Annotated in this window: 26 protein-coding genes and 2 pseudogenes; 14 read left to right on the top strand and 14 right to left on the bottom strand. The window is 58.6% G+C overall.

Annotated elements, in window-relative coordinates:
* Positions 1-2: 2 nt before the first annotated feature.
* From HNO52_RS03885 to HNO52_RS03855, 6 genes are all read right to left on the bottom strand, one after another.
* Positions 3-1,301, bottom strand: a complete 1,299-nt coding sequence (locus tag HNO52_RS03885) for a TRAP transporter large permease (protein WP_232090531.1) — start codon at positions 1,299-1,301, stop codon at positions 3-5.
* Between the two features lie 4 nt (positions 1,302-1,305).
* Positions 1,306-1,809, bottom strand: coding sequence for a TRAP transporter small permease (locus tag HNO52_RS03880; RefSeq protein WP_197567898.1), 504 nt, complete (start codon positions 1,807-1,809; stop codon positions 1,306-1,308).
* 98 nt (positions 1,810-1,907) lie between these two features.
* Entirely contained in the window at positions 1,908-2,912 is a 1,005-nt protein-coding gene (gene dctP, locus HNO52_RS03875; protein WP_232090529.1) for a TRAP transporter substrate-binding protein DctP, read from the bottom strand.
* A gap of 90 nt (positions 2,913-3,002) precedes the next feature.
* The gene (locus HNO52_RS03870) at positions 3,003-4,316 is read right to left on the bottom strand and encodes an NAD(P)/FAD-dependent oxidoreductase (RefSeq protein ID WP_232090528.1); all 1,314 of its coding nucleotides are present in this window, start codon (positions 4,314-4,316) and stop codon (positions 3,003-3,005) included.
* 297 nt (positions 4,317-4,613) lie between these two features.
* Entirely contained in the window at positions 4,614-4,976 is a 363-nt protein-coding gene (gene tnpA, locus HNO52_RS03865; RefSeq protein ID WP_197567896.1) for an IS66-like element accessory protein TnpA, read from the bottom strand.
* A gap of 594 nt (positions 4,977-5,570) precedes the next feature.
* The gene (locus HNO52_RS03855; RefSeq protein ID WP_197567895.1) at positions 5,571-6,422 is read right to left on the bottom strand and encodes a nitrilase-related carbon-nitrogen hydrolase; all 852 of its coding nucleotides are present in this window, start codon (positions 6,420-6,422) and stop codon (positions 5,571-5,573) included.
* A gap of 123 nt (positions 6,423-6,545) precedes the next feature.
* Here HNO52_RS03855 and HNO52_RS03850 point away from each other — a divergent pair, with 123 nt between their 5' ends.
* The 3 genes and pseudogenes from HNO52_RS03850 to HNO52_RS03840 all read left to right on the top strand — a co-directional run bounded on the left by HNO52_RS03850 (position 6,546) and on the right by HNO52_RS03840 (position 10,377).
* Complete coding sequence (locus tag HNO52_RS03850; RefSeq protein WP_197567894.1) at positions 6,546-7,511, top strand: LysR family transcriptional regulator; 966 nt, start codon at positions 6,546-6,548, stop codon at positions 7,509-7,511.
* 462 nt (positions 7,512-7,973) lie between these two features.
* Positions 7,974-8,621: pseudogene (locus HNO52_RS03845) on the top strand (IS30 family transposase); the annotation flags it as partial.
* A 1,405-nt stretch (positions 8,622-10,026) separates the two neighbouring features.
* Positions 10,027-10,377, top strand: coding sequence for an antibiotic biosynthesis monooxygenase family protein (locus tag HNO52_RS03840; RefSeq protein ID WP_197567893.1), 351 nt, complete (start codon positions 10,027-10,029; stop codon positions 10,375-10,377).
* A gap of 54 nt (positions 10,378-10,431) precedes the next feature.
* On the opposite strand, the gene HNO52_RS03835 is transcribed toward HNO52_RS03840, so the two are convergent.
* Entirely contained in the window at positions 10,432-11,232 is an 801-nt protein-coding gene (locus HNO52_RS03835; RefSeq protein WP_197567892.1) for a LysR family transcriptional regulator, read from the bottom strand.
* Between HNO52_RS03835 and HNO52_RS21290 the strand changes: the two genes are divergently transcribed.
* On the top strand, positions 11,231-11,335 hold the full coding sequence (locus HNO52_RS21290; RefSeq protein ID WP_332107657.1) for a rhodanese-like domain-containing protein: 105 nt from the start codon (positions 11,231-11,233) through the stop codon (positions 11,333-11,335). The genes HNO52_RS03835 and HNO52_RS21290 overlap by 2 nt on opposite strands.
* 121 nt (positions 11,336-11,456) lie before the next feature.
* On the opposite strand, the gene HNO52_RS03830 is transcribed toward HNO52_RS21290, so the two are convergent.
* Together HNO52_RS03830 and HNO52_RS03825 are read right to left on the bottom strand one after the other, a co-directional pair.
* Positions 11,457-11,852 (bottom strand): cupin domain-containing protein, encoded by a 396-nt coding sequence (locus HNO52_RS03830; protein ID WP_232090526.1) that lies wholly within the window; start codon positions 11,850-11,852, stop codon positions 11,457-11,459.
* Between the two features lie 118 nt (positions 11,853-11,970).
* Positions 11,971-12,246 carry a YrhK family protein gene (locus HNO52_RS03825; protein ID WP_197567891.1) on the bottom strand — a complete coding sequence of 92 codons (276 nt, stop codon included), beginning with the start codon at positions 12,244-12,246 and terminating at the stop codon, positions 11,971-11,973.
* 203 nt (positions 12,247-12,449) lie between these two features.
* On the opposite strand from HNO52_RS03825, the gene HNO52_RS03820 reads away from it, so the two are divergent.
* From HNO52_RS03820 to HNO52_RS03815, 3 genes and pseudogenes are all read left to right on the top strand, one after another.
* Positions 12,450-12,887 (top strand): VOC family protein, encoded by a 438-nt coding sequence (locus tag HNO52_RS03820; protein ID WP_197567890.1) that lies wholly within the window; start codon positions 12,450-12,452, stop codon positions 12,885-12,887.
* A gap of 124 nt (positions 12,888-13,011) precedes the next feature.
* Positions 13,012-13,329 (top strand): annotated as a pseudogene (locus HNO52_RS21400) (putative quinol monooxygenase); the annotation flags it as partial.
* Positions 13,330-13,424: 95 nt separating this feature from the next.
* Positions 13,425-13,610 (top strand): DUF899 family protein, encoded by a 186-nt coding sequence (locus HNO52_RS03815; protein WP_442907105.1) that lies wholly within the window; start codon positions 13,425-13,427, stop codon positions 13,608-13,610.
* A 63-nt stretch (positions 13,611-13,673) separates the two neighbouring features.
* Here the strand turns inward: HNO52_RS03815 and HNO52_RS03810 are convergent, their stop codons facing one another.
* A complete protein-coding gene (locus HNO52_RS03810) occupies positions 13,674-14,570 on the bottom strand; it encodes a helix-turn-helix domain-containing protein (protein WP_197567889.1) in 897 nt (298 codons plus the stop codon).
* 165 nt (positions 14,571-14,735) lie between these two features.
* On the opposite strand from HNO52_RS03810, the gene HNO52_RS03805 reads away from it, so the two are divergent.
* Together HNO52_RS03805 and HNO52_RS03800 are read left to right on the top strand one after the other, a co-directional pair.
* A complete protein-coding gene (locus HNO52_RS03805) occupies positions 14,736-16,034 on the top strand; it encodes an NAD(P)/FAD-dependent oxidoreductase (RefSeq protein WP_197567887.1) in 1,299 nt (432 codons plus the stop codon).
* Positions 16,035-16,115: 81 nt separating this feature from the next.
* A complete protein-coding gene (locus HNO52_RS03800) occupies positions 16,116-16,583 on the top strand; it encodes a carboxymuconolactone decarboxylase family protein (protein ID WP_197567886.1) in 468 nt (155 codons plus the stop codon).
* Here the strand turns inward: HNO52_RS03800 and HNO52_RS03795 are convergent.
* Positions 16,580-17,419 (bottom strand): PhzF family phenazine biosynthesis protein, encoded by an 840-nt coding sequence (locus HNO52_RS03795; protein ID WP_197567885.1) that lies wholly within the window; start codon positions 17,417-17,419, stop codon positions 16,580-16,582. The genes HNO52_RS03800 and HNO52_RS03795 overlap by 4 nt on opposite strands.
* Before the next feature lie 226 nt (positions 17,420-17,645).
* Here HNO52_RS03795 and HNO52_RS03790 point away from each other — a divergent pair, with 226 nt between their 5' ends.
* The gene (locus HNO52_RS03790; protein WP_197567880.1) at positions 17,646-17,996 is read left to right on the top strand and encodes a VOC family protein; all 351 of its coding nucleotides are present in this window, start codon (positions 17,646-17,648) and stop codon (positions 17,994-17,996) included.
* Positions 17,997-18,084: 88 nt separating this feature from the next.
* Here the strand turns inward: HNO52_RS03790 and HNO52_RS03785 are convergent, their stop codons facing one another.
* On the bottom strand, positions 18,085-18,411 hold the full coding sequence (locus HNO52_RS03785; RefSeq protein WP_197567878.1) for an EF-hand domain-containing protein: 327 nt from the start codon (positions 18,409-18,411) through the stop codon (positions 18,085-18,087).
* Between the two features lie 91 nt (positions 18,412-18,502).
* Complete coding sequence (locus tag HNO52_RS03780) at positions 18,503-18,874, bottom strand: TetR family C-terminal domain-containing protein (RefSeq protein ID WP_232090524.1); 372 nt, start codon at positions 18,872-18,874, stop codon at positions 18,503-18,505.
* Between HNO52_RS03780 and HNO52_RS21395 the strand changes: the two genes are divergently transcribed.
* From HNO52_RS21395 to HNO52_RS03760, 4 genes are all read left to right on the top strand, one after another.
* Positions 18,830-19,012, top strand: a complete 183-nt coding sequence (locus HNO52_RS21395; RefSeq protein ID WP_197567876.1) for a GNAT family N-acetyltransferase — start codon at positions 18,830-18,832, stop codon at positions 19,010-19,012. The two genes, HNO52_RS03780 and HNO52_RS21395, sit on opposite strands and share 45 nt — an antisense overlap.
* A gap of 142 nt (positions 19,013-19,154) precedes the next feature.
* On the top strand, positions 19,155-19,424 hold the full coding sequence (locus tag HNO52_RS03770; protein ID WP_197567874.1) for a hypothetical protein: 270 nt from the start codon (positions 19,155-19,157) through the stop codon (positions 19,422-19,424).
* Positions 19,425-19,580: 156 nt separating this feature from the next.
* Entirely contained in the window at positions 19,581-20,078 is a 498-nt protein-coding gene (locus tag HNO52_RS03765; RefSeq protein WP_232090522.1) for an MAPEG family protein, read from the top strand.
* Between the two features lie 160 nt (positions 20,079-20,238).
* Positions 20,239-21,258 (top strand): T6SS phospholipase effector Tle1-like catalytic domain-containing protein, encoded by a 1,020-nt coding sequence (locus HNO52_RS03760; RefSeq protein ID WP_197567872.1) that lies wholly within the window; start codon positions 20,239-20,241, stop codon positions 21,256-21,258.
* Between the two features lie 353 nt (positions 21,259-21,611).
* On the opposite strand, the gene HNO52_RS03755 is transcribed toward HNO52_RS03760, so the two are convergent.
* Entirely contained in the window at positions 21,612-22,394 is a 783-nt protein-coding gene (locus HNO52_RS03755; protein ID WP_197567870.1) for an enoyl-CoA hydratase-related protein, read from the bottom strand.
* Position 22,395: the final 1 nt, after the last annotated feature.

The following is a 22,395-nucleotide window of genomic DNA, read 5'->3' as shown; positions in this document are numbered from 1 at the left end:
GGTTACATCGCGCCCAGCAGCCGGGGAATGGTCAAGGATAGTGCTGGCAGGAAGGTCGTTATTAGCATCACAGGCATGCCCACAAAGGCGATCAGGAACAACGCCGGAGCGATCGACTTGTGAATCGACACCTTGCCGATACGACAAGCCATGTAGAGGATTGGCGCGACAGGGGGGCTGTTGGCCCCGATGACCACAGAACAGGCGACAATAGCGCCGAAGTGGACTGGGTCGACCCCTATGGTCTGCATCAATGGCATAAACAAAGGGGCGATCACCACCGTCACCGACAAGTCATCCATGATGGCCCCAGCAAAGATCAAGAAGCCATTGACTAGCAGCAGGATCAGGATCGGGTTATTGACCAGTGTAGTGATCATCACGGTCAGTTCCTGGGGCACGCGTTCTGCGACAAGGATGCGACCAATCATGAAGGAGAACAGCAGGATCAGAATGATGGTACCGGTGGTTTCAGCCGAGGACGCTAGGCTCTCCTTGAGATTCGCAAAGCTCAGGTCTCGATAGATGAAAAAGCCGATAAACATGGCCACGACTACCGCCACTCCAGCGGCCTCGGTCGGCGTGAAGATACCGCCATAAATCCCGCCAAGAATGATGAAGGGCATCGAAAGCGCCGGTAGTGCCGACAGGGTGATCCGACCCGCAGAACGCGGCAGCTTCCCAGGCAACAGCCCGGCGCTTCCGACCTCTTCCTTGAACCAGCGACCGGCGCAGAAGCGGTTGAAAAAGATCAGGCCCAGCAGCAGCAATAATCCCGGACCGATGGTCGCCGCAAAGAGTGCCGTAATGGACTGGCGCGTGACGACACCGAACAGGATTAATGTGATCGAGGGTGGAATAAGGATGCCGAGCAAAGAGGACATCCCCAGCAGAGCACTGGAATAGCCCCGCGGATAGCCACGTTGTGCCAAGGGGCCCACCATAATGGTACCGATGGAAGCCACGGCGGCGGTAGCCGTGCCGGAAATGGCACCGAACACCCCGGAAGCGATGACCATGGAGGCCCCCATCCCTCCGCGCCGACCCATGACCAGCAGTTCGATGAAGTCCACCAAACGACGGGCGATGCCGCCACTCTTCATGAGATAACCGGCCAGGACAAATAGCGGTAACGCTAGGAGGATGATGTGATCCAGCGAACGGAATCCCTGAAGAAGTAGGGACGTGGTGTTGACGTCGAACACCAGTACCAGATAGCCGAGCACGGCGGCAAATGACCAGGCGACCGGAACTCCGATCACCATAAGAAAGACTAACAGTAGAATCGAAAAAGCGGCCATGCCGTTACTCCTCTTCTTGAGGGTTGTGGCAAGTCTTGCCGGTGAGAAGATCACGCAACGCATACAGGAAGCAACCGACACTGGCCAACATGACGGCACTCTTGGCAATCAACTCAGGTAGCTTCAGGCCGGGCGTGTACTGAGGAAGACGCAGCGAAAACCCAAGCAGCTTCCAAGCAAGAAAAACGAAGAACCCAGAAGTCAAAAGCATAATCATTGCAATTAAGCGTTGATGGATCTTTAATAAAGCAGGTGATGAAATGCGCTGAGGAAGAAAGTCGACGACCAAATGTTCGCTGCGTCGGCTAGCGATTACTGCACCAGACATATAGAGCCACATAGCTGATATCAGAGCTATCTCATCCATACCGATGATCGACCAGTTAAAGACATAGCGAGAAATCACCATAAAGAAGACCATGCCGACCAATACGACACTGGTGATGATCGCCACGGCATTGATCAGCCGGCTGACCCACAGGTGGAAAACAGAAAGCAGTGAAGACATGTTAATCACTCTTGTAATGAGAGCAGGCAAGAGGGGAGGCATGTCGCCATCATAATGCCAGGCACGACAAGGGCCGTATTGTACGGCCCCGACAGGCATCACAGTTCAGGGGCACGTTCACGGATCTTACTGACCAGCTCACTACCGAACTCGTCGTCCAGCTGAGGCCATACTTTTTCTCGGGTGACGAGGGCCAATTCCTGCAACTCCTCCTCCGACGGCTCGATATATTTCATGCCGGCCTCGATCGCCTTTTCAACATAGGATTGGTCGAACTCACGAGCATCCTCGAACTGCTGAGCCGAGACTTCAGCTGCTGCATCAGCCACGATCTCCTTCTGATTTTTGTTGAGTTGCTCCCAACTCTGCTGATTCATGGACAGCACCCCAGTGACAAAATTATGTCGGGTGCGCACATAGTAATCCAGAACATCTCGGAAATATTCATAGTCCCAGTAAATAACGTTGCCGCCATCACCATCTACGACGCCCGTCTGTAGCGAAGTATAGACCTCACCCCAAGTGATAGAAACCGGTGCATAGCCCATGGCCTGCATAGTTTCCGGATTGGGAAAGTTACCTGGCACCCGAATTTTAAGGCCATCGGCGCCCTCTACCGTGGTGGCGTATTGTCCGCGGGTGGCCACACCGGCAAAGCCTTCCGGATAAGCGCCGAAGAATTTCAACCCCATGTCTTCATGTACTTCACTGTAGAGGTCGTTCAACCAACCACCAGTCTTGTAGGCAGCGAAAGCCTCCTCCCAGTCGAGGAACAAGTAAGGCACATTACGAAGCCCCATGCGACGATCATAGGAAGTCATCGGCCAGTTGATCATCATATCAACTTCGCCGACCATCAGCAGGTCGAAAACTTCTTTCTGGTCGCCTAGCTCATCCTGATAGAAAATATCCACCGAAATCTCATCCGGCGTACCTTTAGTATTCTCTTCGATGATCGAGGCCCAGCGCTCCATAGAATCACCGACAGGAGACCCCTTGCTCCCCGAGTCAGTGGCCAGGCGAAATTCAACCGGCTCTGCCAGTACCATGCTTGACACACAGCCAAGGGAGGCAAGAATCGTAATTTTGTAATAAAATTTCATATTGAAGACCTCTTTTCTTTTTTCCGCGGTTGATTTTATGATTGGCCATGGATTTTACATAAAACCATGACGCCCTATAACTGGTTAACGTCATATCTCCGACCAGCTAGCAATGCTAGCCATTTTCATACGCAAGGGAACGCCTATCTTGAGCAGAAGCTTAGGGGGCAGCCTAGAGGGTTTACCAGAAACCTCTTGAATATCATCGAGCAAGGATGAAAAACGCCCAGCGGCCATATCAGCCATCATCATCCCGGAAATAGTGCCTCGGCATATGCCGACACTCTGGTCACACCCCGCACTATAAATGCCTTCTTCTAAGGGTCCGAAAAAAGTCTCGAAGTTCCCCGACAGACTACTTGTGCCCCCCCAAGTATAGGGGTACTCAAGGCCCTCTAGTTGTGGATAACGGTCTTTGTGAGCTTTGAGGTGACGCTCGAGTATCATTGGCAAAAGCTTTGCTGGCGTGTTGTAGTCATGCGCATAGCGATAGGAGTTTCGAATGACCAATCGGCGGTCTTTAGTCATCCTTACCGTAGTCCCTGCATGATCTGCCGGTGTTATTCCCCAATCGAACTCGCCGCCAAATTTACGAGCCTCCTCGTCAGTCAGGGGGCGGCTCATGCTGGCAAATGTCATAACCGGGAGAATGCGATCCTGCATGAATCCAAACTCGGCTGTGAAGACATTCGTTGCGAGCAATATTTGATCACAGGTGATTGAGGCGGTTGATGTCTTCACCCTAAAGCCTTTTACCCTGCGCTCGATACAGGTCACCGCAGAGTCTTCAGAGACCGTGACGTTATGCGGCATATTTTCGACCAGTCCTCTCATTAGAGCTGCTGGCTGGAGCAGGATTCCCCCGGGGGTATGAATAGCAGCGCGGTAGAAGCTTGTCCCGAGAATGCTGGCCAGCTCATTACCCTCGATGCGCTGATAAGGCTCCCCAAAATCCTTCAGTGTAGATTCATATTGCTTGAGGAAATTAAGGCCACGCTTACCGACGGCGGCCTGGTACTTGCCGGCCGGTGACCACTGACAATCGATGCCGTAGGTCTTGACCTGGGTTTCCAAATATTCAATTGCGGCACGATTAAGCCTAACTAGTTTATGTTTGTGCAGATTGGAGGACCTTTCAAGATCACGCTTATGAGGCAGGTCGATGGCAAAGCCGGAGTTTCGCCCCGATGCCCCCTGCCCTACCTTAAGCGCTTCCAGCAATAGGACACTATCCTCCGGGCGGTTCTCGGCCATACGTCGAGACGCAGCCACACCTGTCAACCCTCCCCCGATTACAACTGAATCGAAATGGTAATCACCCTGCAGGGCAGGATAACCTGACACCGATTCGAGCAGCTCGTACCAACCACATCGATTGTCATATTCCGGGAAGATCATTTTCATCCTTCATAGCGTTAATCGCTTCATCCGTCTATTGGACAGCTAAGCTTCTACTGCATGTGCCCAATGTAACCAACTAAATAAGGATTACTACTCTAAAAACTCATTTTAAGCACTTTTTATCAACTTAAATAAGCAAAACTTAACTTCCACCCCTTTGGATTCATCCTTTTGCGCCGAAGGTCTACTGGACAATCGCCTTCTGCGAATGTTTTGAAATATGTCTAGCTGTCTGGTCCCGTGTGATTGACCACCCGCTTGATAAATAACTCCGGCCGCTTGACCGTAAGCGAACGGCGATCACCCTTCGCGGGTAATTAGCCGACTGGTAGCCAGTTCTGAGGCAGGAGTTCGCAAGGTGATCGTGCCTCTTGCCGAGGGCAACTCAATGCATATCTCGCCAGCGGTGGAGGGCGGCGCTGGCAGGTCAGCCGTTGCTGACGGTACAGGAAGGGGCACAAAGTCCGGCACGGCCGGTAACTGGCTCTGCCGTTTGGCCTTGCGGATCCACGTCTGGACGAGGTTGGTGTTCAGCCCGTGCTGCAGGGCGACCTGGGCAATCGAGGCGTTGCCCTGCAGGCAGGCCGCGACGATCTTGGCCTTGAACTCGGGGGCATAACGACGACGGCGACGAATCTCACGCTCGGTGCTAGAAGAAGTCATGATAGTTGCCCACTTATTAATAGATGGGCACCTAATGTGGCTGGCGAGAGCCGTCTGCGGAAGGTGTGTTCACCGGACGGATACCCACTTATTAACAGATGGGCACCTAATGTGGCTGGCGAGAGCCGTCCGCGGAAGGTGTCTTACTGGATGGATACGAACAACCGGATCAAGGTCATCAAGAGGATGGGCTACGGGTACCGAAACGGCGTACTTCTTCCTGAAGAACCGCGCCGCGTTTCCCGGCAAAGTGCGATGAACCAGAAGTTTGTGACGCGTGTACGGACGATCATAGACTTCTGCACAGTACCGCCAGCGCCGGATAGTCGCGGTGGCAACGCCATACTAGCGGACCAGCTCGGCGATCGGGACGCCGCGCTCGAGGGCCTTGAGAATGCTGATGATCTGCTCTTCAGTATGTCGGTTACGCTTCATCGCAAGACCTCCTGCTATCAGGATAAACGTAGCGGAAATCTCACATTGACGGTGGACCGGTTTCTGGGGGGATGGTCACCCGGTAGAGGATGAACAAGGGTGACCGAAAGATGCCAGGTAGCTCGAACAGGAAGGAGCAAGAGTCGTCGAGCTGAGCCGTCAGGAAATGCCCTGCTGCTGCCTAAGCAACTCAATAATCAGTGGCGTATTGGCATCACGGTGGGTCGGATGATCGAAGCGCGCAGCGGCAATTGCGTCCCGGCATAGCTCGGCTCTGATTAACTGTTCTCCCGGCTCGGCCAGCGCCAGCAGCTCACCCCGCGGGCCGTAGATGGAGGTCCCGCCCCAGAAAAGCGACTCTCCTTCCGGACCATAGCGGTTGGCCATGATCACCGGTGTACCATATAAGTGGGCATAGAACTTAAGATTGAGAGGCCAACCATCCTCATTAGAAAACTCGGTACTGACAATACCAGAAGCAGAATTCACTGAGGCGCACAGCACCTCTGGGCGCTGCATCATGGCACAGTGAACCACCCCAGCATTCCACAAGTCTTCGCAGATCAGCGAAGAGCTCCTCCAGCCTGGCTGGACCTCACTGCAGACTAATCTTCGCCCCGGCGAGAACCACTTGCCTTCCTCAAGGCCGCCATAAGTCGGCAGGATCATCTTGCGGTAAACGGACACCACCTCGCCGTGCTGCAGCATGGCCATGGCATTGCAGTACTCCCCTGGCGAAGCTTCCTCTACGAAACCAATAATTACCTGCATGTCTCCGGCGGCAGCCGCCAAGGCGTGCAGGCGCTCATCGTCGGCTTCCATGGCCACCTGGGGCACGGCCGTCTTCAACCCATAGCCCGTCAGAGACAACTCCGGGAATACCAGTAGCTCGAGCCCCTCGGCCTGCGCCTGTTCAATCCATTCCTGATGGTGCATAATATTGCTTGCTACATTCCCTAGCAAGGGATTCATCTGCACGGCACCTACGTGCAACACTTTCTGTTTGTTCATGATCCTAGCCTCGGCATTTCACTTCGCGCAGATATTTACCCATATTTGCTTGTTTTACTACTACCATAGATTGATTAAGCAAATATTAAATACGGTATAACTTATGACTATTTACGGCCTACCATGAGCCAAGACCAGCTGCTTGATACTCACCTGCTACACCTTTTCGTTACCATTGCCGAGTCCGACTCTCTCAGTGATGCCGCCGCTCGCTTGCATATTACACAACCGGCCATTTCGCAAGGGTTGCGACAGTTGGAAGAACGGCTCGGGACCCAGTTGGTGGTGCGTCGCACCCGACCAGTCAAGCTGACCATTGCGGGCACAGTCCTGCGACAGAACGCCGCCAGCATTCTCGGCGAGTTGCGCCGCCTGAATGCCTTGGTGCGTGACTCAGCAGACAAGGGGCTGGTGCAATGCCGTCTAGGGATGATCACCTCTTTATCGGAGGTTTTCGGCAGTCAGCTCTTTGGCCAGCTCCGCGAGCAGGTCGAACGGTTGACCCTGCGCAGTGGTCTGACCAACCAGTTGCGTAACGCCTTCCTGAATCGGGAAACCGATATCCTGATCTCCAACGACCCCCTTGATGGCATCGAGCAACTGGAGCGCTTTCGCCTGCTGCGCGACCCTATGCTTGTAGCTATTCCTAATAACCTGATCAGCTCGGCGGTTGTGAATCTACAAAGCCTCAGCACCGGCAGCCCGCTCATCAAGTACGGGCGAGCCAACGACATCGGCATCTATACTGAAGTGGTGCTACGCCGCATGGGACTGGTCGCTAAAGTTAACTACGAGACCGACGATACACATACCTTGATGCGTTTCATTCAGGACGGGCACGGCTGGGGGATTCTCAGCGCCCTTTGCCTTGCACAAAGCCTGCATCGACTCGAGGGGACCTCCTTGCACCCGCTCGACAACAGCCGTCACTACCGAAGTATATATCTGATAGCACGTCAGGGTGAGATGGGGCGCTTGCCAGCGTTGATGGCCGAGACCATTCAGGAGCTCTTCCATTCCGAGATATACCCCCAGCTCAAGACAGCCGCTCCTTGGATGAGCGCAGAGGAGTTTCAGCTCTCCTCATGACCATCCGACAAGATAGGAAGCGTCAGTACTCCCTTGGCTCGAAGCGATGCTCGCAGAGGCGTTTGGGCAATAGCGGCGCGAGCTAAAATGGAACTCTTATAGGTGCCGATAACTTCGCCAATGATCAGCTTGAGTTGGTTTATGGTGCCCTCCTCAGGCGGCCAACATGGCCATACGACGCTCTAGTTCTTCATAGAACGGGAGTTCTCAATGAGCAAGTGCAACACTGACCATCCGATATGGTGCCGCCATGACTCACTGCTATCGCCATCTCTCTACTGAAGACCGAGCCCGACTGACGCATTGTCAGCCTCGTCGCCGTCCCAAGCTGCAGCCCGACAACGAGCTGTTCGAGTTGGCGGTCTACTTGCTGTGCCGGTAATGGTCACCGGAGCAGTATGCCCACACACACTGAGACGCATGTTCCCTGATGACATTGACCTCCAAGTCTACCACTAAGCCATCTACAACGCGATCTACGTCATGCCGCGGGTCGCTCAAGAAGGAGCTGAGACAAGGCAAGGGCAAGCGTTGACCACGCAGTCGTGGTCAAGATCGCCAGCAGATTCCGGAACTGGTCAGCATCCACCTGCGCCCACCGGAGATCGAAGATCGTCTGATGCCGGAGCACTGGGAGGGCGACCTGACCATGGGCGCCAATAACCGCTATGCCGTCGGAACCCTGGTGGAGCGCACCACTTGCCTGGTCATCCTGGCAAAAGTGGATGGCACAACAGCCACAGCAGCCGCCGTTGGGTTAAGCGACATGCTGCACGAGGTGCCGCGATCTCTCTGCGTCTCAGCATGACTTACGTCCAAGGCCGCGAGATGGTGAGACATGCCGAGATTACCCAGAAGACTGGCAAGGCGATCTACTTCGCGGATATCCATAGCCCATGGCAGCGGGGCCCCAACGAGAACACCAATGGCCTGTTGCGGCAGTATCTGCCGAAGGGGACCGATCTCTCGGTCTGCAGCCAGGAAGAACTCGATGCCATTGCCGATTCACTGAACACGCGGACGCGGCCTCGCAAGACACTGGGTTGGCGAACGCCACTGGAGGACTGTGCCGAGGTGCTCAAGAAATTGATCGGGTCCGCCCACCCTGCAATAGCGTTGCACTTGGATATTGAGACCGCCACGCCTCGACCACTTGGCAATGATGCGAAACTTCGCCTCGTGCCGTTAGGCCCGCTTCACGAACAGAGGCATGCACGGCCAGTAGATAACAAAGTCGATCTACTAAAACGGCTGCTGAACACACCTTCCGCAAAAAGCCTTTACCGGTGACAATGGGTGCCCACGTAACAAAAGAGTGGGCGCCTACTCTTGACATCCCGAGCACCGAATGTGAATTCCGTCGTCGACGCCGCTATACCTCGTCGTGCTATGCCAAGATCATTGCGTCCTGCCTGTAGGATAACGCCTCGATTGCAAAGATTGTCCTGCAGCACCCGCTCAAAACCAACCTCATCTTGACTTGGATCTGCAAGGCGAAGCGCCAGTGCCAGCTACTGGCCGTGCTGTATTTTGTGCCCCTGACGGTGCCGCGTGCGGGCAAGGTAGTGCGGTTGCTTACCGGTCCCGGTCGCCAGCCATTCTTACCAACACCAGCAGGCACGCAAGCCGATCGCCTTTCCGGCAACTACGCCGAGCGGGATGATTGCTCGCTGGGCTGCGTGATGTGCACGACCGAAGGTCACTGATTCTCGACGATGCAAGCTTCAAGCCGTGGTTTGACCCGGACTTGATCGACCGTGAGATGGTTCGGTATATGGTGCGCCACTTGGGTACCGGCCTAATCGAGCATTATGCGGTGAACCGGCCTAGCAATGAGGGTAATTCGGGGTTGGTTGACCCAGCCTGACGGCACTACCCCACCAGCGCTGGCGGTGGGGCTTGCACCCGGCGGAGATCGAAGCCGCGGTGCAGCGAGCCATTGCAGCCGGCGCCACTCAGGAGCAGCCACCGCCCTGATGACTGGAGCAAGCTCGCACTGATGGCCGACCCTTTCGGTCACGGCTTCTGTTTCGTGCAGTTCTTGAATCGCGGCTACGATGAAATCGCAGCGCTTGACCACATCTGCTACGAGGCGTTCACGAACCCGACTCTTGCATCAGCGCCTGATGCCCAATCTCGCTGATACTCACTACCCGCGAATGCTTCTGCCGGTCAATCCAGCCGAGTGCCAGCATGCGCTCGGCCATGGCGGCCCCTACAGCACCCCCGAGATGATATTGCCGTTCGCTCCAGTCGAGGCAGGGATAGGCAAAGCGCGGCGGCGCTTGCGCAGGGAAGCGAGGTCATTACCGAATTGGCAAACCAGGCCTCCCCACGCTCCGTCACGTTCATGGCTTCGCCAGTAGGTCTCCTTCCCCACTCGTTGGTCCCAATACGAGTGGCGTCCATTTACCATAGCCGGTGAGCCGTGAGCAGCACCTGCGGGTGGAGCCCAACATTTTGAAACCAAGCCTCATGTGGCGATGCCTCTAACTGTCTGAATCAGGAGTTCACAATGATCGCCGTTATCTTCGAAGTCATCCCCAAGTCCGGCCGCCGCGACCAGTACCTGGACATCGCAGCCAGTCTGCGTCCGCTGCTCGACGAAATCGATGGTTTCATCTCGATCGAGCGCTTCGAGAGCCTGACCCAGCCGGGCAAGATCCTCTCGCTCTCCTTCTGGCGCGACGAAAAAGCCGTCGCCCAGTGGCGCCAACTCGAACGCCATCGCACTGCCCAGACCCAGGGCCGCGAAGTGGTCTTCGACGATTACCGACTGCGCGTGGCCACGGTGCTGCGCGACTACGGCATGAACGAACGCGAACAGGCGCCTGCCGATAGCCGCGAACGTCACGAAACTCCGTGAGTGCTCACGGCCAGCGAGCACCATGCCAAACACGTAAACCGCCTCGAGCCGGCGCTAGCGACCCTCCAGCTCGGCCTGCCGCTGCCTGATCGCCTCGACCGCAAAGGCCATGAAGGCGCGGATGCGTGCGCTGTGACGCAAGTCTGGATGGACCAGCAGCCACAGGTCTGTCGCCACCTCCGGGCCGATCGCCAGCACACACTCCAGCTCGCTCTCCTGGCGAGCCATGTAGTGCGGCACCACGGCGAGTCCCGTGCCGGCCCGGGCGGCCCCTAGCGCCGCGACGACGCAGTTCGTGCGCAACACGCAGGCTTCCGGCGGCACCCGCTCGTCCAACCATCGGCTGCTGGCGAGATGGCGAATCATCTCGTTGCCGCCGATAAAGGGATGCCCCTCCGGACGCGACGGATCCTCGAGCGCAGGACGGTCCCTCAAGTAGTCGCCTGCGCCGTACACCCCCCAACGAATGGTGCCCAGCCGGCGGCCGATCAGGTTCTCCGGCGGCGCCTGCGTCGGACGAATGGCGACATCCGCCTCACACCGGGCCAGATCGAGGAAGGCACTGTCGATCAACAGTTCCAACCCGATGCCCGGGTAGCGCTCGACGAAGCCCTGGAATACCGGGGCGAGCAACGCATTGGCCAGGGTATCGGTGGTGGTGACGACGACCCGCCCGGACAGTTTCACGTCGTGCCCCCCGAGCTCACGCTCGATGGCCTGCGCCTCCTCCTCCACCCGCTCCGCGTGCCTGCGCAGCATCTCGCCCGCCGCTGTGGGCACATAGCCATGGGGCAAGCGGTCGAACAGCCGCACCCCCCTGTACTGCGCCAGCGCGACCTGCCAGAACTCACACATGGTGGCCAACCAGCTCGAGGCCATGGGCTATACCAACGTTGCCGTTTACCAGGGAGGCAAGGCGGATTGGGAGGAAGCCCAATTACCCGTTGCCACGGCCTGATGGGGCGATGCACTCCGCCAGGGCCTGCCGGTCTTCTATCCGACAGGCCCCCTCGTGGCGATGCGGATTCCATTCAGCGAGATTGTGCTGGCGCCCCGGTAAGCCCTTACTTACCGGGAAACTAGCGCTGGACAAGCTCGATGGCCGTGTGGTCGACCAGGTTCCATTCGCCACTGTTGCGATACAGCCGCTTGCCCTGGCGCGGGTAGTCGCATACGTCCTGGGCCAGCCGCTGGCCCACTAACAGGCATACCAACGGCTCGTCGCCGTCGTTGTACTTCTCATGGGCCACGCCGTTGGTCGGGCAACCGATGAAGTCGCCGGGGCCGATCGGTAGCTTCCGCTCGCCCAGTGTGGCCACGCCACGTCCCGAAAGCACATAGATGGCCTCCTCCTCGTAGCGATGGCAGTGATACTCGGTCGAGAAATTACCGGGTGGCACACTGATCTGATGGATCCCGAGCTGGGTCATGCCCACGGCATCCCCCAGCGATTTGTTGATGCGCAGCCTTCGCATTGAGGAAGTGTACTTTCCTCGCGCCCTCAAGGGCTTCGATATCCTGTGCCGATAGGAACATGCTCGCAGTCCTCCTCGGTTGCACTGCTAATCGTTACCGCTTCTCACCACGCCTGCCTCAACTCTCCCAATGACTCGATGGCATTCGCTGCAGATGAAGGTGGCTCACCAGACGAATAGTGGGGCGAATCAGGAACTGAAAACTGCCGACGATAAACAGCCATGCGGCGACGCTTTCCATGCTGGGGTCGAGAAACAGGATGCTGCTGGCCAAGAACCAGACGGCAATCAAGAAATCGTTGGCGATGCTGAGCGTCTCGTAGCGGCGTCGGATCACCAACTCCTCCCGCCCGAAATGCAAAGTGAGCGGGTTATCGAGTCGTGTATCAGGCATGAAAATATGTCCTGTTCAGATACTTTAGCAGAACTTCATATTAGACCTTGTTTTCTAGTCTCCCCAGGGCTACGTGTCGCCCTCTTGAGCCAGGCCGCCCGCCTCCAGCGGCTGGCAGAAAGAAAATGAGCGCTCGAGTCGAAATTGACTAAGTTGTATCGACGAAGGGAAGTAACACCTATAACAACCCTTGGAGACCCACCATGCAGCTTTCCACCTACCTGATTTTCAACGACAACTGCCGCGAAGCCTTCGAATTCTATCAGCGTTGCCTCGACGCCAAGCTCGAGGCCATGGCCACCTACGCCGAAATGCCCGCCAGCGAAGGCATGGAAATTCCTTCGGAGGCTCGCGACCTGATCATGCATGCCCGACTGCGTATCGGTGACCAGTTGCTGATGGCGTCGGACAACTCCCCTTGCAGCCCTGCACCCTATGAAGGCATCAAGGGGGCGAGTATTGCGATCGGGGTCGACTCGGTAAAGGAGGCCGAACGCCTCTTCAACGCGCTAGCCGACAACGGCACCGTGCAGATGCCGCTAGAGGAAACCTTCTGGGCGCACCGCTTCGGCATGTTGGTGGACCGGTTCGGCGTCGCCTGGATGATCAACTACGAGAAGGAGGTGCAGGCTGCCGCCTAGCGCCTCGCCATCTCGGCACCTAGCCGCTCGACCGCCAGTTCGACCAGCGCGGACCTGTCCGCCGGGCGGCAATCAACGGAGCGTGGCCTCTCAATCGAAAAGGGAAAGTGAGGAAACGGAAAGAATGGAACCGTTCATGTCACACGGTGCCCTCCTGAATCGTCATCTCAATGACGGTCGCTCGGCCTTCATCGCCCCAACGATTCAGGAGCCACACATGAGCCAGAACACTCTGTTCATCATCCACAAGGCAGTTCCCGGCAAGCGCGACGAGGTGCGGCGCGCCTGGGAGACCCACCTGACCCCCAGTATCGAAGCGCGCCAGGTCCACGATGCCTATTACTACTGCTACGACGACAGTGACCCCGATACGATCCGCGTCTTTCAGCGCTATGCCGACGGCGCGGACCCGAAGGCATTCATGCAGGGGCCAGCCTATGACGCCTATATCGCCGCGGTGTCGCCCCTGCTTGCCCATCCCCCACCTACAACAACGCCACGGCCAATGTCTCGATCGAAGACTTGGGCGGCATCAGCGTGTTCTACCAGAACGCCAAAGGCGAAATCTTCCACACCTATTCAACCTATGGACGTGGCGACGAACTCGTCGACAGCGCCTACATGCTGCTCGACATGACGCCCAAGGGCCGCAACGAAACGGGACCCCATCACAACCTGATGGATTGGGTGAAACGCCACGACGAGTACGAATCGGCGAGATAGGGGTGGGCGAGCCACATCTGTGCCTACGTTCTGCCTGACCCTATGCCCCCAGGTAACTGAGGTTTACTTACGGTTGAATTTGACGACATACCGCCGCTGCACATGGTCGAGGTAACCGCCCGGTGTGAAGCCGGTCACGGCCTTGAAGTCATGGATGAAATGCGACTGGTCGAAGTAGCCGACAGCGAAGGCGGTATCGGTCAACGAAGTGGCCGCCCCGCTCTGCTTGATCAGTTCGCGGCTGTGGGCCACGCGCAGCAGCCTGGCGTAACGCTTGGGCGAAAGCCCCACATGGCGCTGGAACAGGCGCTCCAGCCGGCGCTGGCCGAACGGCAGCTCGTCGACCAGCGCGGCAATGCTGCCCTGGCCATGATGGCGCTGGAGCCAGCCAAGCGATGCCATCAAGCCTGACGGCACACGCTCCGAGAGTCGCTGCTTGTTCAGCAGGTACTCGTCCAGTAGCGCCAGGCGTTCGGCCAGAACAGGGGCCCGCCACAGCCGCTCGTGCAGCGCTTCGAGTTCGAGCCGGCGCAGAGCATCCGCCGGCGTCAGCCCTTCACCGGACAGTGCCGACAGCGTTTCGCCAACGAAGGGAAACGCCATGCCCGGCAGGAAGCGCACCCCGAGTAGGTCGAGCGCGCTGCGCACCGCCAGCCGCGCCGTGCACCGCTTGGGGCCGTCGATCCAGCAATCGCCATGCACTCGTTCGCCGTCGCGTTCGAGCGCAGCGCCGAAGTTGAACAGCAGCCCCGTGGCGCCATCCGGGTGCAGCAGCTCCATGCCCGCCGACTTGCCGCCGCCACCCTGCCACCTTGCCTGCCAGTAGCACTGCACATAGGGGCGCAGCGCCGCACCGGGCGCGTAACGCTCGAGCTTCAGGCCGGCGGTTACCGCCTGCGCAGGCCGAAAATATCCAATGCCGATGCTGCCAGCCAGGTCAGGCTGGGAAACTCCACTCATGTTCGAAGCCTCTCCAGCAAAGGGTGAACCACCCGAGGCGGCCATTCACAGCATGCCTGAGCGCGGATGTAGGTAAGCAAAAAGTCCAACCATCCTCATCGTCCAGTTGTAGAGTAGGGGGACCATTTCTCAATTACCTAATCTTTCATACTAGCGGAGTCATACATGGACAGAACGCGCATCATGGTCGTCGGCGGCGGTGCCGGCGGGCTGGAGCTGGTCACACGCCTCGGTCGGCGCCTGGGCAGACGCGGCAAGGCCGAGATCACCCTGATAGACCGCAATACGACCCACATCTGGAAGCCCCTGCTGCACGAGGTCGCCACCGGAGCGCTCGATTCCAGCATCGACGAGATCTCATACCAGAGCCATGCTCAGCTCAATGGGTACCGCTTCCAGCGCGGTACGCTCGAGGGCCTCGACCGCGATGCCCGCCAGTTGCGCCTGGCGCCGGTGTTCGATGACCACGGCCAGGAAGTACTACCGGCGCGCACCCTGGATTACGACCTCCTGGTGCTGGCATTGGGCAGCGTGAGCAACGACTTCGGCACACCCGGTGTCTCCGAGCACTGCCACTTTCTCGACAGCCCGGCCCAGGCCGAAGCGTTCCGCCACGACATGCTCAATACCTTCCTGCGCTACAGCGCCCCCGAGCGGCGTCATCACCCACGGCTGACCGTAGGTATCGTTGGCGCCGGTGCCACCGGGGTGGAGCTTTCGGCGGAACTCTACGATGCCTCGCGCATGCTGCACAGCTACGGCTTCACCGAGATGGACAGCCGCCACCTGGAAGTCCACCTGATCGAAGCGGCACCGGACGTTCTGCCGGCCTTGCCCGAGCGTATTCGCGGCGCCGTGCGCACCGAGCTGGAACGCCTCGGCGTACAGGTACATACCGCTACCCGTGTGGTGTGCGTAGAGGAAGGCGCCATTGTCACCGCCGACGATCAGCGCATCGAGACCGATCTCAACGTCTGGGCCGCCGGCATCAAGGCGCCCGACATGCTGCGCGAACTGGGGCTGACTCTGGAACGCAACCAGCGCATCAAGGTCGAGCCGACACTGCAGAGCGTCGACGACCCCAACATCTTCGTCTTCGGCGACTGCGCCAGCTGCCCACAGCCGGACGGCACCGTGGTGCCGCCGCGGGCCCAGGCCGCTCACCAGCAGGCCCAGCGGCTCTACAAGAACCTGCTGGCCCGGCTCGATAGCGGCACGCTCAAGCCGTTCCGCTACCGTGACCGCGGCTCGCTCATCTCCTTGGCTCACTTCGAGGCGATCGGCAGCCTGATGCGCGGCGCCTCGGCGCGCAGTCTGTTCATCGAGGGCCGTCTGGCCAAGTTCTTCTATGCCTCGCTCTACCGCATGCACCAGCGCGCCATCCACGGCACGGCCAAGACGGCGCTCATCCTGCTCTCGGACGGGCTCAACCGCTTCATTCGACCGCGCATGAAGCTGCACTGAGCCGCCGGGTCGAAAATCTACAATTCTGCCCGTGATTCACCGGCTAGGGTGGGGCTTCCACCCCCTTACGGAGTCCCACCCATGCGCATGAACTACTTCTCCGCCAGCCCCGCCGGCCTCAGGGCCATGCTCGACCTGCAGAATCACGTTCACAAGACAGCCCAAGAGGGCGAACTGGGCGACGGCCTGCTGGGATTGGTCTATACCCGCGTCTCGCAGATGAATGGCTGTACCTACTGCATCGACATGCACACCAAGGACGCGCGCAAGGGCGGCGAAACCGAGCAGCGGCTGTACGCCCTGAGCGCCTGGCGCGAAACGCCCTTCTACACCGAGCGTGAGCGCGCCGCCCTGGCCTGGGTCGAGGCCAACACCCTGATTGCCGGGAACGGCATCGACGATGCCTTGTACGAGGCCACTCGCGAGCACTTCTCGGAGAAAAGACTGACCGACCTCACCCTGGCGATCTGCACCATCAACGCCTGGAACCGCCTGTCGATCAGCTTCGCCGCCGACGCCGGCAGCTACCAACCGGCTGAGCGCGGCTAGGCCTCCAGCGAGACGGCATGCCCGGTTACGACGATGCCACCCGAGAGCGGAATATCCACCTGCAGGCGGCTGGGCCACCCCATCGCCTCGCCCTGCCGGATCGTCAGTTGGGCGGGCGCCTGGAGCAGGCCGGCGTCGCGCAGGTAGCCACCCAGGGCGGCGGCCGACGCACCGGTGGCGGGGTCCTCCACCACGCCGCCCACCGGGAACGGGTTGCGCGAGTGGAAATCGCCTTCGCCCTCGCGCCACACCAGTTGCAGCGTGGTCAGGCCCTCGCGCAGCATCAGCGCCTTGAGCCCTTCGAAGTCGTATTCGAGCCGTTCGAGGCGCGCTTTCTCCTGGCACGCCAGTACCAAGTGCCAGGCCCCGGCATAGGCCAGTGCGGGCGCAATCTCGAGATCGAGTTCCTCGGCCTGCCAGCCGAGCAGTTCACGCACCTGCTCGACCAGCTCCGGTGCGGCGGGGCGAAATTCCGGCGTAACCGATACCAGCGATGCCTGCCACTCCCCATCTACCTGGTTGACCGTGACCATCACCTCGCCCACCGCCGTATCCAGCATGTAGCTGCCCGCTCCGCTCAGTTGCCCAAGCAACACGCCGCTGGCTACCGTGGCGTGGCCGCAGAAGCTCACCTCCGCTTCGGGGCTGTAGTAGCGCACCGTGCGCCGCTCACCGTTGGTAGGTGCGATGAAAGCGGTTTCGGAATAGCCCACCTCGGCGGCGATGCGCTGCATTTCAGCCGGCTCGGGCAACGCCTCTCCCAGCCACACCCCGGCGGGATTGCCGCCGTTGGGGTTGTCGGTAAAGGCAGCAAGACGATAAAGGGTGCCGCTCATCGGAGTCTCCTTGGGTGCGATGCGGTCTCTTCCATTTTGGGGCAAACCGGGGCCAACACAATGGGCGAGCTATATAGGAATAGTGTTTGATGCAAAGCAGTACAATTGCAGGCCTTCAGTCTTGCCCCAATGCATCGACCTGCGCGCACACGAGTGGCACGGCCCGCGCGATGCCACTAGCTTTAGTGCGAACGATCCGAGCATTCCAACAAGAACGAGGTAACGCATGAAGGTCAAACGCATCATGTCCAACACGGCGACGTCGGATTTCGACAAGGCGGCCGCTTTCTATGGAGAAATCCTGGGCCTCGACCTGTTCATGGATCACGGCTGGTTTCGAACGTACGGCTCGGATGAAAGAATGATGGTTCAGGTGAGCTTCGGCACCGAAGGCGGCTCGGGCACCCCCGTGCCGGATCTCTCAATCGAAGTCGACGATATCGAAACGGCGCTATCACGCTTCGAGAAGGCGAGCGTACCTATCGAATACGGGCCTGTCAGCGAACCCTGGGGCGTGAGGCGGTTCTATGTCCGCGATCCATTCGGCAAGCTCATCAATATTCTGCAGCATGAGTGAACAGGCGAAACTGGCGGCAGCAAATGAAGGAGGGAGGCCCAGGCCTCCCTTCTTCATATTCAGGTTTTAACCTGTGGCGAGCCAGCGATCACCGCGGGCGGAAGTTGAACTCCTGGCGGGAGATCGCACCGTTATGGTCGCGGTCCAGGATGACGAAGACTTCAGGCAGGCTGCCCGCCTTGGCCTCTTCATGGGAAATACGACCATCGCCATCATGGTCCATTTGTTCGAAGCCATTCTGGCCGGAGGCGTTCGAGTAAGCAGAGGGCGGAATCAGCTCTTCTGCGCCCATTTCGGCAAGGGCAACACCGGAGGACAGGACCAAAGCAAGGAACAGTGCGGTTTTTTTCTGGACGGAGCCCGCCGCACAAGCGCTTGCCCCTCTGATCGTGGTTGGCTCCCTCCTGCTTTGCACTGGAGCTGCGAGTCTCTTTCGGGCCGAGCAACGGCAACGTGCACCCATTCGTGAAGGATCCCGTTGAAATGGAGGCATGTCCGTTGCGACGCTACCGCTCAGCTCGTAGCAAGCCGGCAGCGAGCTGACGAAACGCCTCGACGGCCTTGGGAAGAACGGCGCGGGGATCCTCGGCGGCAGTAATCCACAGGGCAGCGTTGAGCGCCGCGCCATTGATCAACCGAGCAGCGGCCTCCGCATCCACCGGCTTGACTGTGCCCTCATCGATGAGCGCCTGGAGGGTCTGCGTCGTGCGCAACAGGCAGGCATTCTGGTTGGGCCACTGCGAGGGATCGCCGAGTACGGCCGGCCCGTCCAGCAGCATGATGCGCTGGACTTCCGGCTCAAGCGCCATTTCGATATAGGGCCCAAGGGTCATATGGTCGATATGGGCTATGCCCTGGCGGGCCAATTCTGGGGGCAAGGCATCATGACAGAAGCGCTTGCCGAGCTGACTGAGCGCTGCCTGGCACAGCCCGAGTGTTACCGGGTTCAGGCCGCATGCGATGTCGAAAATCAGGCTTCCGCTCGCCTATGGGAAAAAGTGGGCTTCTCGAGATAAGGGCGACTCGAACAGTACGCCTTGCATCCTAATAACGGTCCGGAGCCTAGGGCATGCTTCATGTATGCCCGCTGCCGCTAGCTAAGCCATACTGCTGCAGATGGTGCGGCCAAACCGTATGAGAAAACCAGGGGGAGCGCTCATGGACGAAGACCTCGAGAGAATGAGCCGCGAAGAGCTGATCGAAGAAGCCAAGCGGCTACGTCAGGGCATCCGTGAGCATCGCGACTGTAGCCGGCACGAGCTGTGCTGGCACCATCCTGCCCTGTGGAAATTGTTGCCCGACAAGACAGACCCGGTTCCCGTGGTACCGGAATGGTCGGAATTCATCAGGGGCTGCATCAAGTACCGGCAGTCGCTCGATGAGCAGTTGCCGAACGCCCCGCGCACCGATGAGCCGTATGAAGAGTAACCTTGGTATGCTCAAGTGTTGCGCCAGCTCACTGACACGTAGCAACTATGTTCGAGCCATGATCCGATGAGCCCAGCTTGAAGAAAGAATTCCTGCGCTATTTCGCCAGGCTGAAATCGCCGGAATCTCAGGCTAGCAAGGCACAGCAAGCCTTGCATGTTCTCTCTGGAAAAAGGGGCATGTTCCTCGCCCGTTCATGGCATGAAGGTCGAGTCCAACAAGGTAGATCATATGAATGAAGTCGTGCACTGGTACGCCGTCTCTACGGTGCTACTGTTCGTGAAAATGTTCTCCATTTCCTTGTTTCAGGGCTATCACAGAATCGGCAAGCGAACCTTCAAGACTCCTGAAGACGCTGCCCTCGTCGGGCGGCAAGCCGCCACAGAGGAGTTACCCCAGGTTCAGCGTGCCGCCAATGCCTGGCGCAATGACCTCGAGAACATTCCGATATTCCTCGCCCTTGGCGTTGTCTATGTTTGGGTGGAAGCCTCACCGAGCCTGGCGCCCTGGCTGTTCCTCCTGTTCACGGTGGCGCGCTACCTGCACACGGTGTTTTATCTGTCGGCCCTGCAGCCTTGGCGCACGGTCGCCTATGGCGTAGGCATCGTCTGCCTCTTTGTCATGTGCGCGATGATTGTCGCAGCGTTATTTTGACGACGACACCTGCCTTAACCCAACGTTGTAAGCCATTCACTACATGCACGTAAGCCATGACCTCAATCAAGACGACGGAGGCCTTTTTCGGGCTAGATGATATAGCGCATTCACAACGTTACGTTTACGTTAAGTAAAAACGTGAGGGAGAAATGGCGGGGTGAAACGCATCGTCATCTGCGCCGATGGCACTTGGCAATGCCCGGAAAGCAACACCGCCACGCATGTGTTGCGCCTGGCACGCGGCATCGCGCCCTGTTGTGACAACGACATAAAGCAGATCGTCTATTACGACTGGGGCGTGGGCACTGAGGGTGACAGCATTCGCGGTGGTGCCACCGGCGCCGGTATCGACAAGAACATCATGGATTGCTATCGCTTCATCGTGCACAACTACGAGCCCGGTGATCAGCTCTTCCTGTTCGGCTTTAGCCGCGGGGCCTACAGCGTACGCTCCCTGGCCGGGCTCATCCGCAACTGCGGTGTGCTGCTCCGGCTCTACGCCGACCGCATCCCCGAAGCCTACCAACTCTACCGGCAACGCGCACGAAGCTCGGCACCCGGTGCCGAGAGATCCATCGATTTCCGCCGCGCCTACGCCGTAGCCGATATCACCCCCATCGAATTCCTCGGTGTGTGGGATACCGTAGGCGCCCTCGGCATACCCGCCCCTTTCCTCGGTACCCTGGGCACCGAACGCTACCTGTTCCACGACACCGAGCCCAGCAGCATCATCCGCCACGCCCGGCATGCCGTCTCCATCGACGAAAACCGCCAGGACTTCGAGCCCACGCTGTGGTCGGCCAAGCCCGGCATCGACCTGAAGCAGGTGTGGTTCGCCGGCGTGCACACCGATATCGGGGGCGGCTACCCGCAGCGCGAACTCGGCGACTACGCCGGCCAATGGATGGTCACCGAAGCCGAGCGGTTCGGTCTCGTCCTCGAGCCGCACTTCGTCGCCTCGATGACCCCGCACCACAACGGCCGGCAGCATGACGAGTACAAAGGCTTCTACAAGATCATGCGCCGCTCGCAACACCGCACCCCAGAGCCCTGCCTGCACCAAAGCGTACGCCTGCGCTGGGAAGACCCGCACGTAACCTACCAGAGCCCAGCGCTAAGCAAGCTGCTCGACTCGGTGGATGGAGATTGGGGTAAGGTGGAGTTGGTGGGATTATGAATGATTGGGTAAGAAAGGTGCTGTCTTACGACCGAGGCTGTAAAAAATACCGTCGTTTACTTTAACGCACGACGCCCCCTTTGGGAGCGCCGTGCTTGCTGAGGAAGCCCTTTCCCGAGATGCTTGATCACATTATAAGCAACATTGACCGGTGTGTGCGGGCAGTTTGGATGGTTCTACCAAGAGATCGAATATCCCACCTTATTGGTGACTAACGTACCAGTGCGACAGCTGTGCCGCCAGTCGAGCGAGAAGCCCTCTATTGTGAGAAATGGTTAAGGCCAAAAGGCAGCCCAAGTCAAAATAGTGAGCCTTCATTAGTACAGTTCACCGAGTCCTGCAGCTGAATTTCTTTAAGTACCCTTATAATGCGGCTTGCGTTTTTCAAGAAACGCTGCCATGCCTTCTTTTTTATCTTGGGTGGCAAAAAGGAGCTGCACGGCTTTGCGCTCTAAGGCCAAGGCGGACCCCAGCGGGGCATCTGCCCCGTACAAGATAGCCTCCTTGATCTGCGCCAAGGCAATAGGCGGCAGTTCGGCGATCTGCTCGGCCATCGCTAGAGCTTCTTTCATCACTTCGTGATCGTCGACCAGCTTGCTGATTAGGCCCATTTCGTAGGCCTCCTTGGCGCGAATGATCTCGCCGGTCAAACACATCCGCATAGCGCGGAACTTACCAACTGCCCGCACCAGACGCTGGGTGCCACCAGCTCCTGGCATGATGCCGACCTTGGCCTCCGGCTGACCAAAACGAGCGCCGCGTCCGGCGATGATGATATCGGCGAGCATGGCCAGCTCCATCCCCCCGCCGAGGGCAAAGCCATTGACCGCGGCAATTACCGGCACTGGACATTCCCCCACAGCGCCCCAGAGTCGCTCGGTGTGGCGGTGATAAAACTCTACCGCGTCGATTTGCGACATATCCTTGATGTCGGCTCCGGCGGCGAAGCTCTCCTCGTTGCCGGTGAGGATGACGCATCGCAGCTCCCGATCTTCGACCAGACTACGAAAGATCTCGGCTAGCTGCTGACGCACGGTAAGATTGAGAGCGTTACGGACTTCTGGCCGGTTGAGGCGGACAATGGCAATAGCGGGACTAACACGCTCCAGTAGGACCTGCTTGGGTGATTCGCTCATA

The organism is Halomonas sp. MCCC 1A13316 (genome assembly GCF_014931605.1).
Taxonomy (GTDB): Bacteria; Pseudomonadota; Gammaproteobacteria; order Pseudomonadales; family Halomonadaceae; genus Halomonas.
The sequence above is the reverse complement of the archived record's forward strand: the minus strand, read 5'-3'. Positions and strand labels throughout refer to the sequence as shown.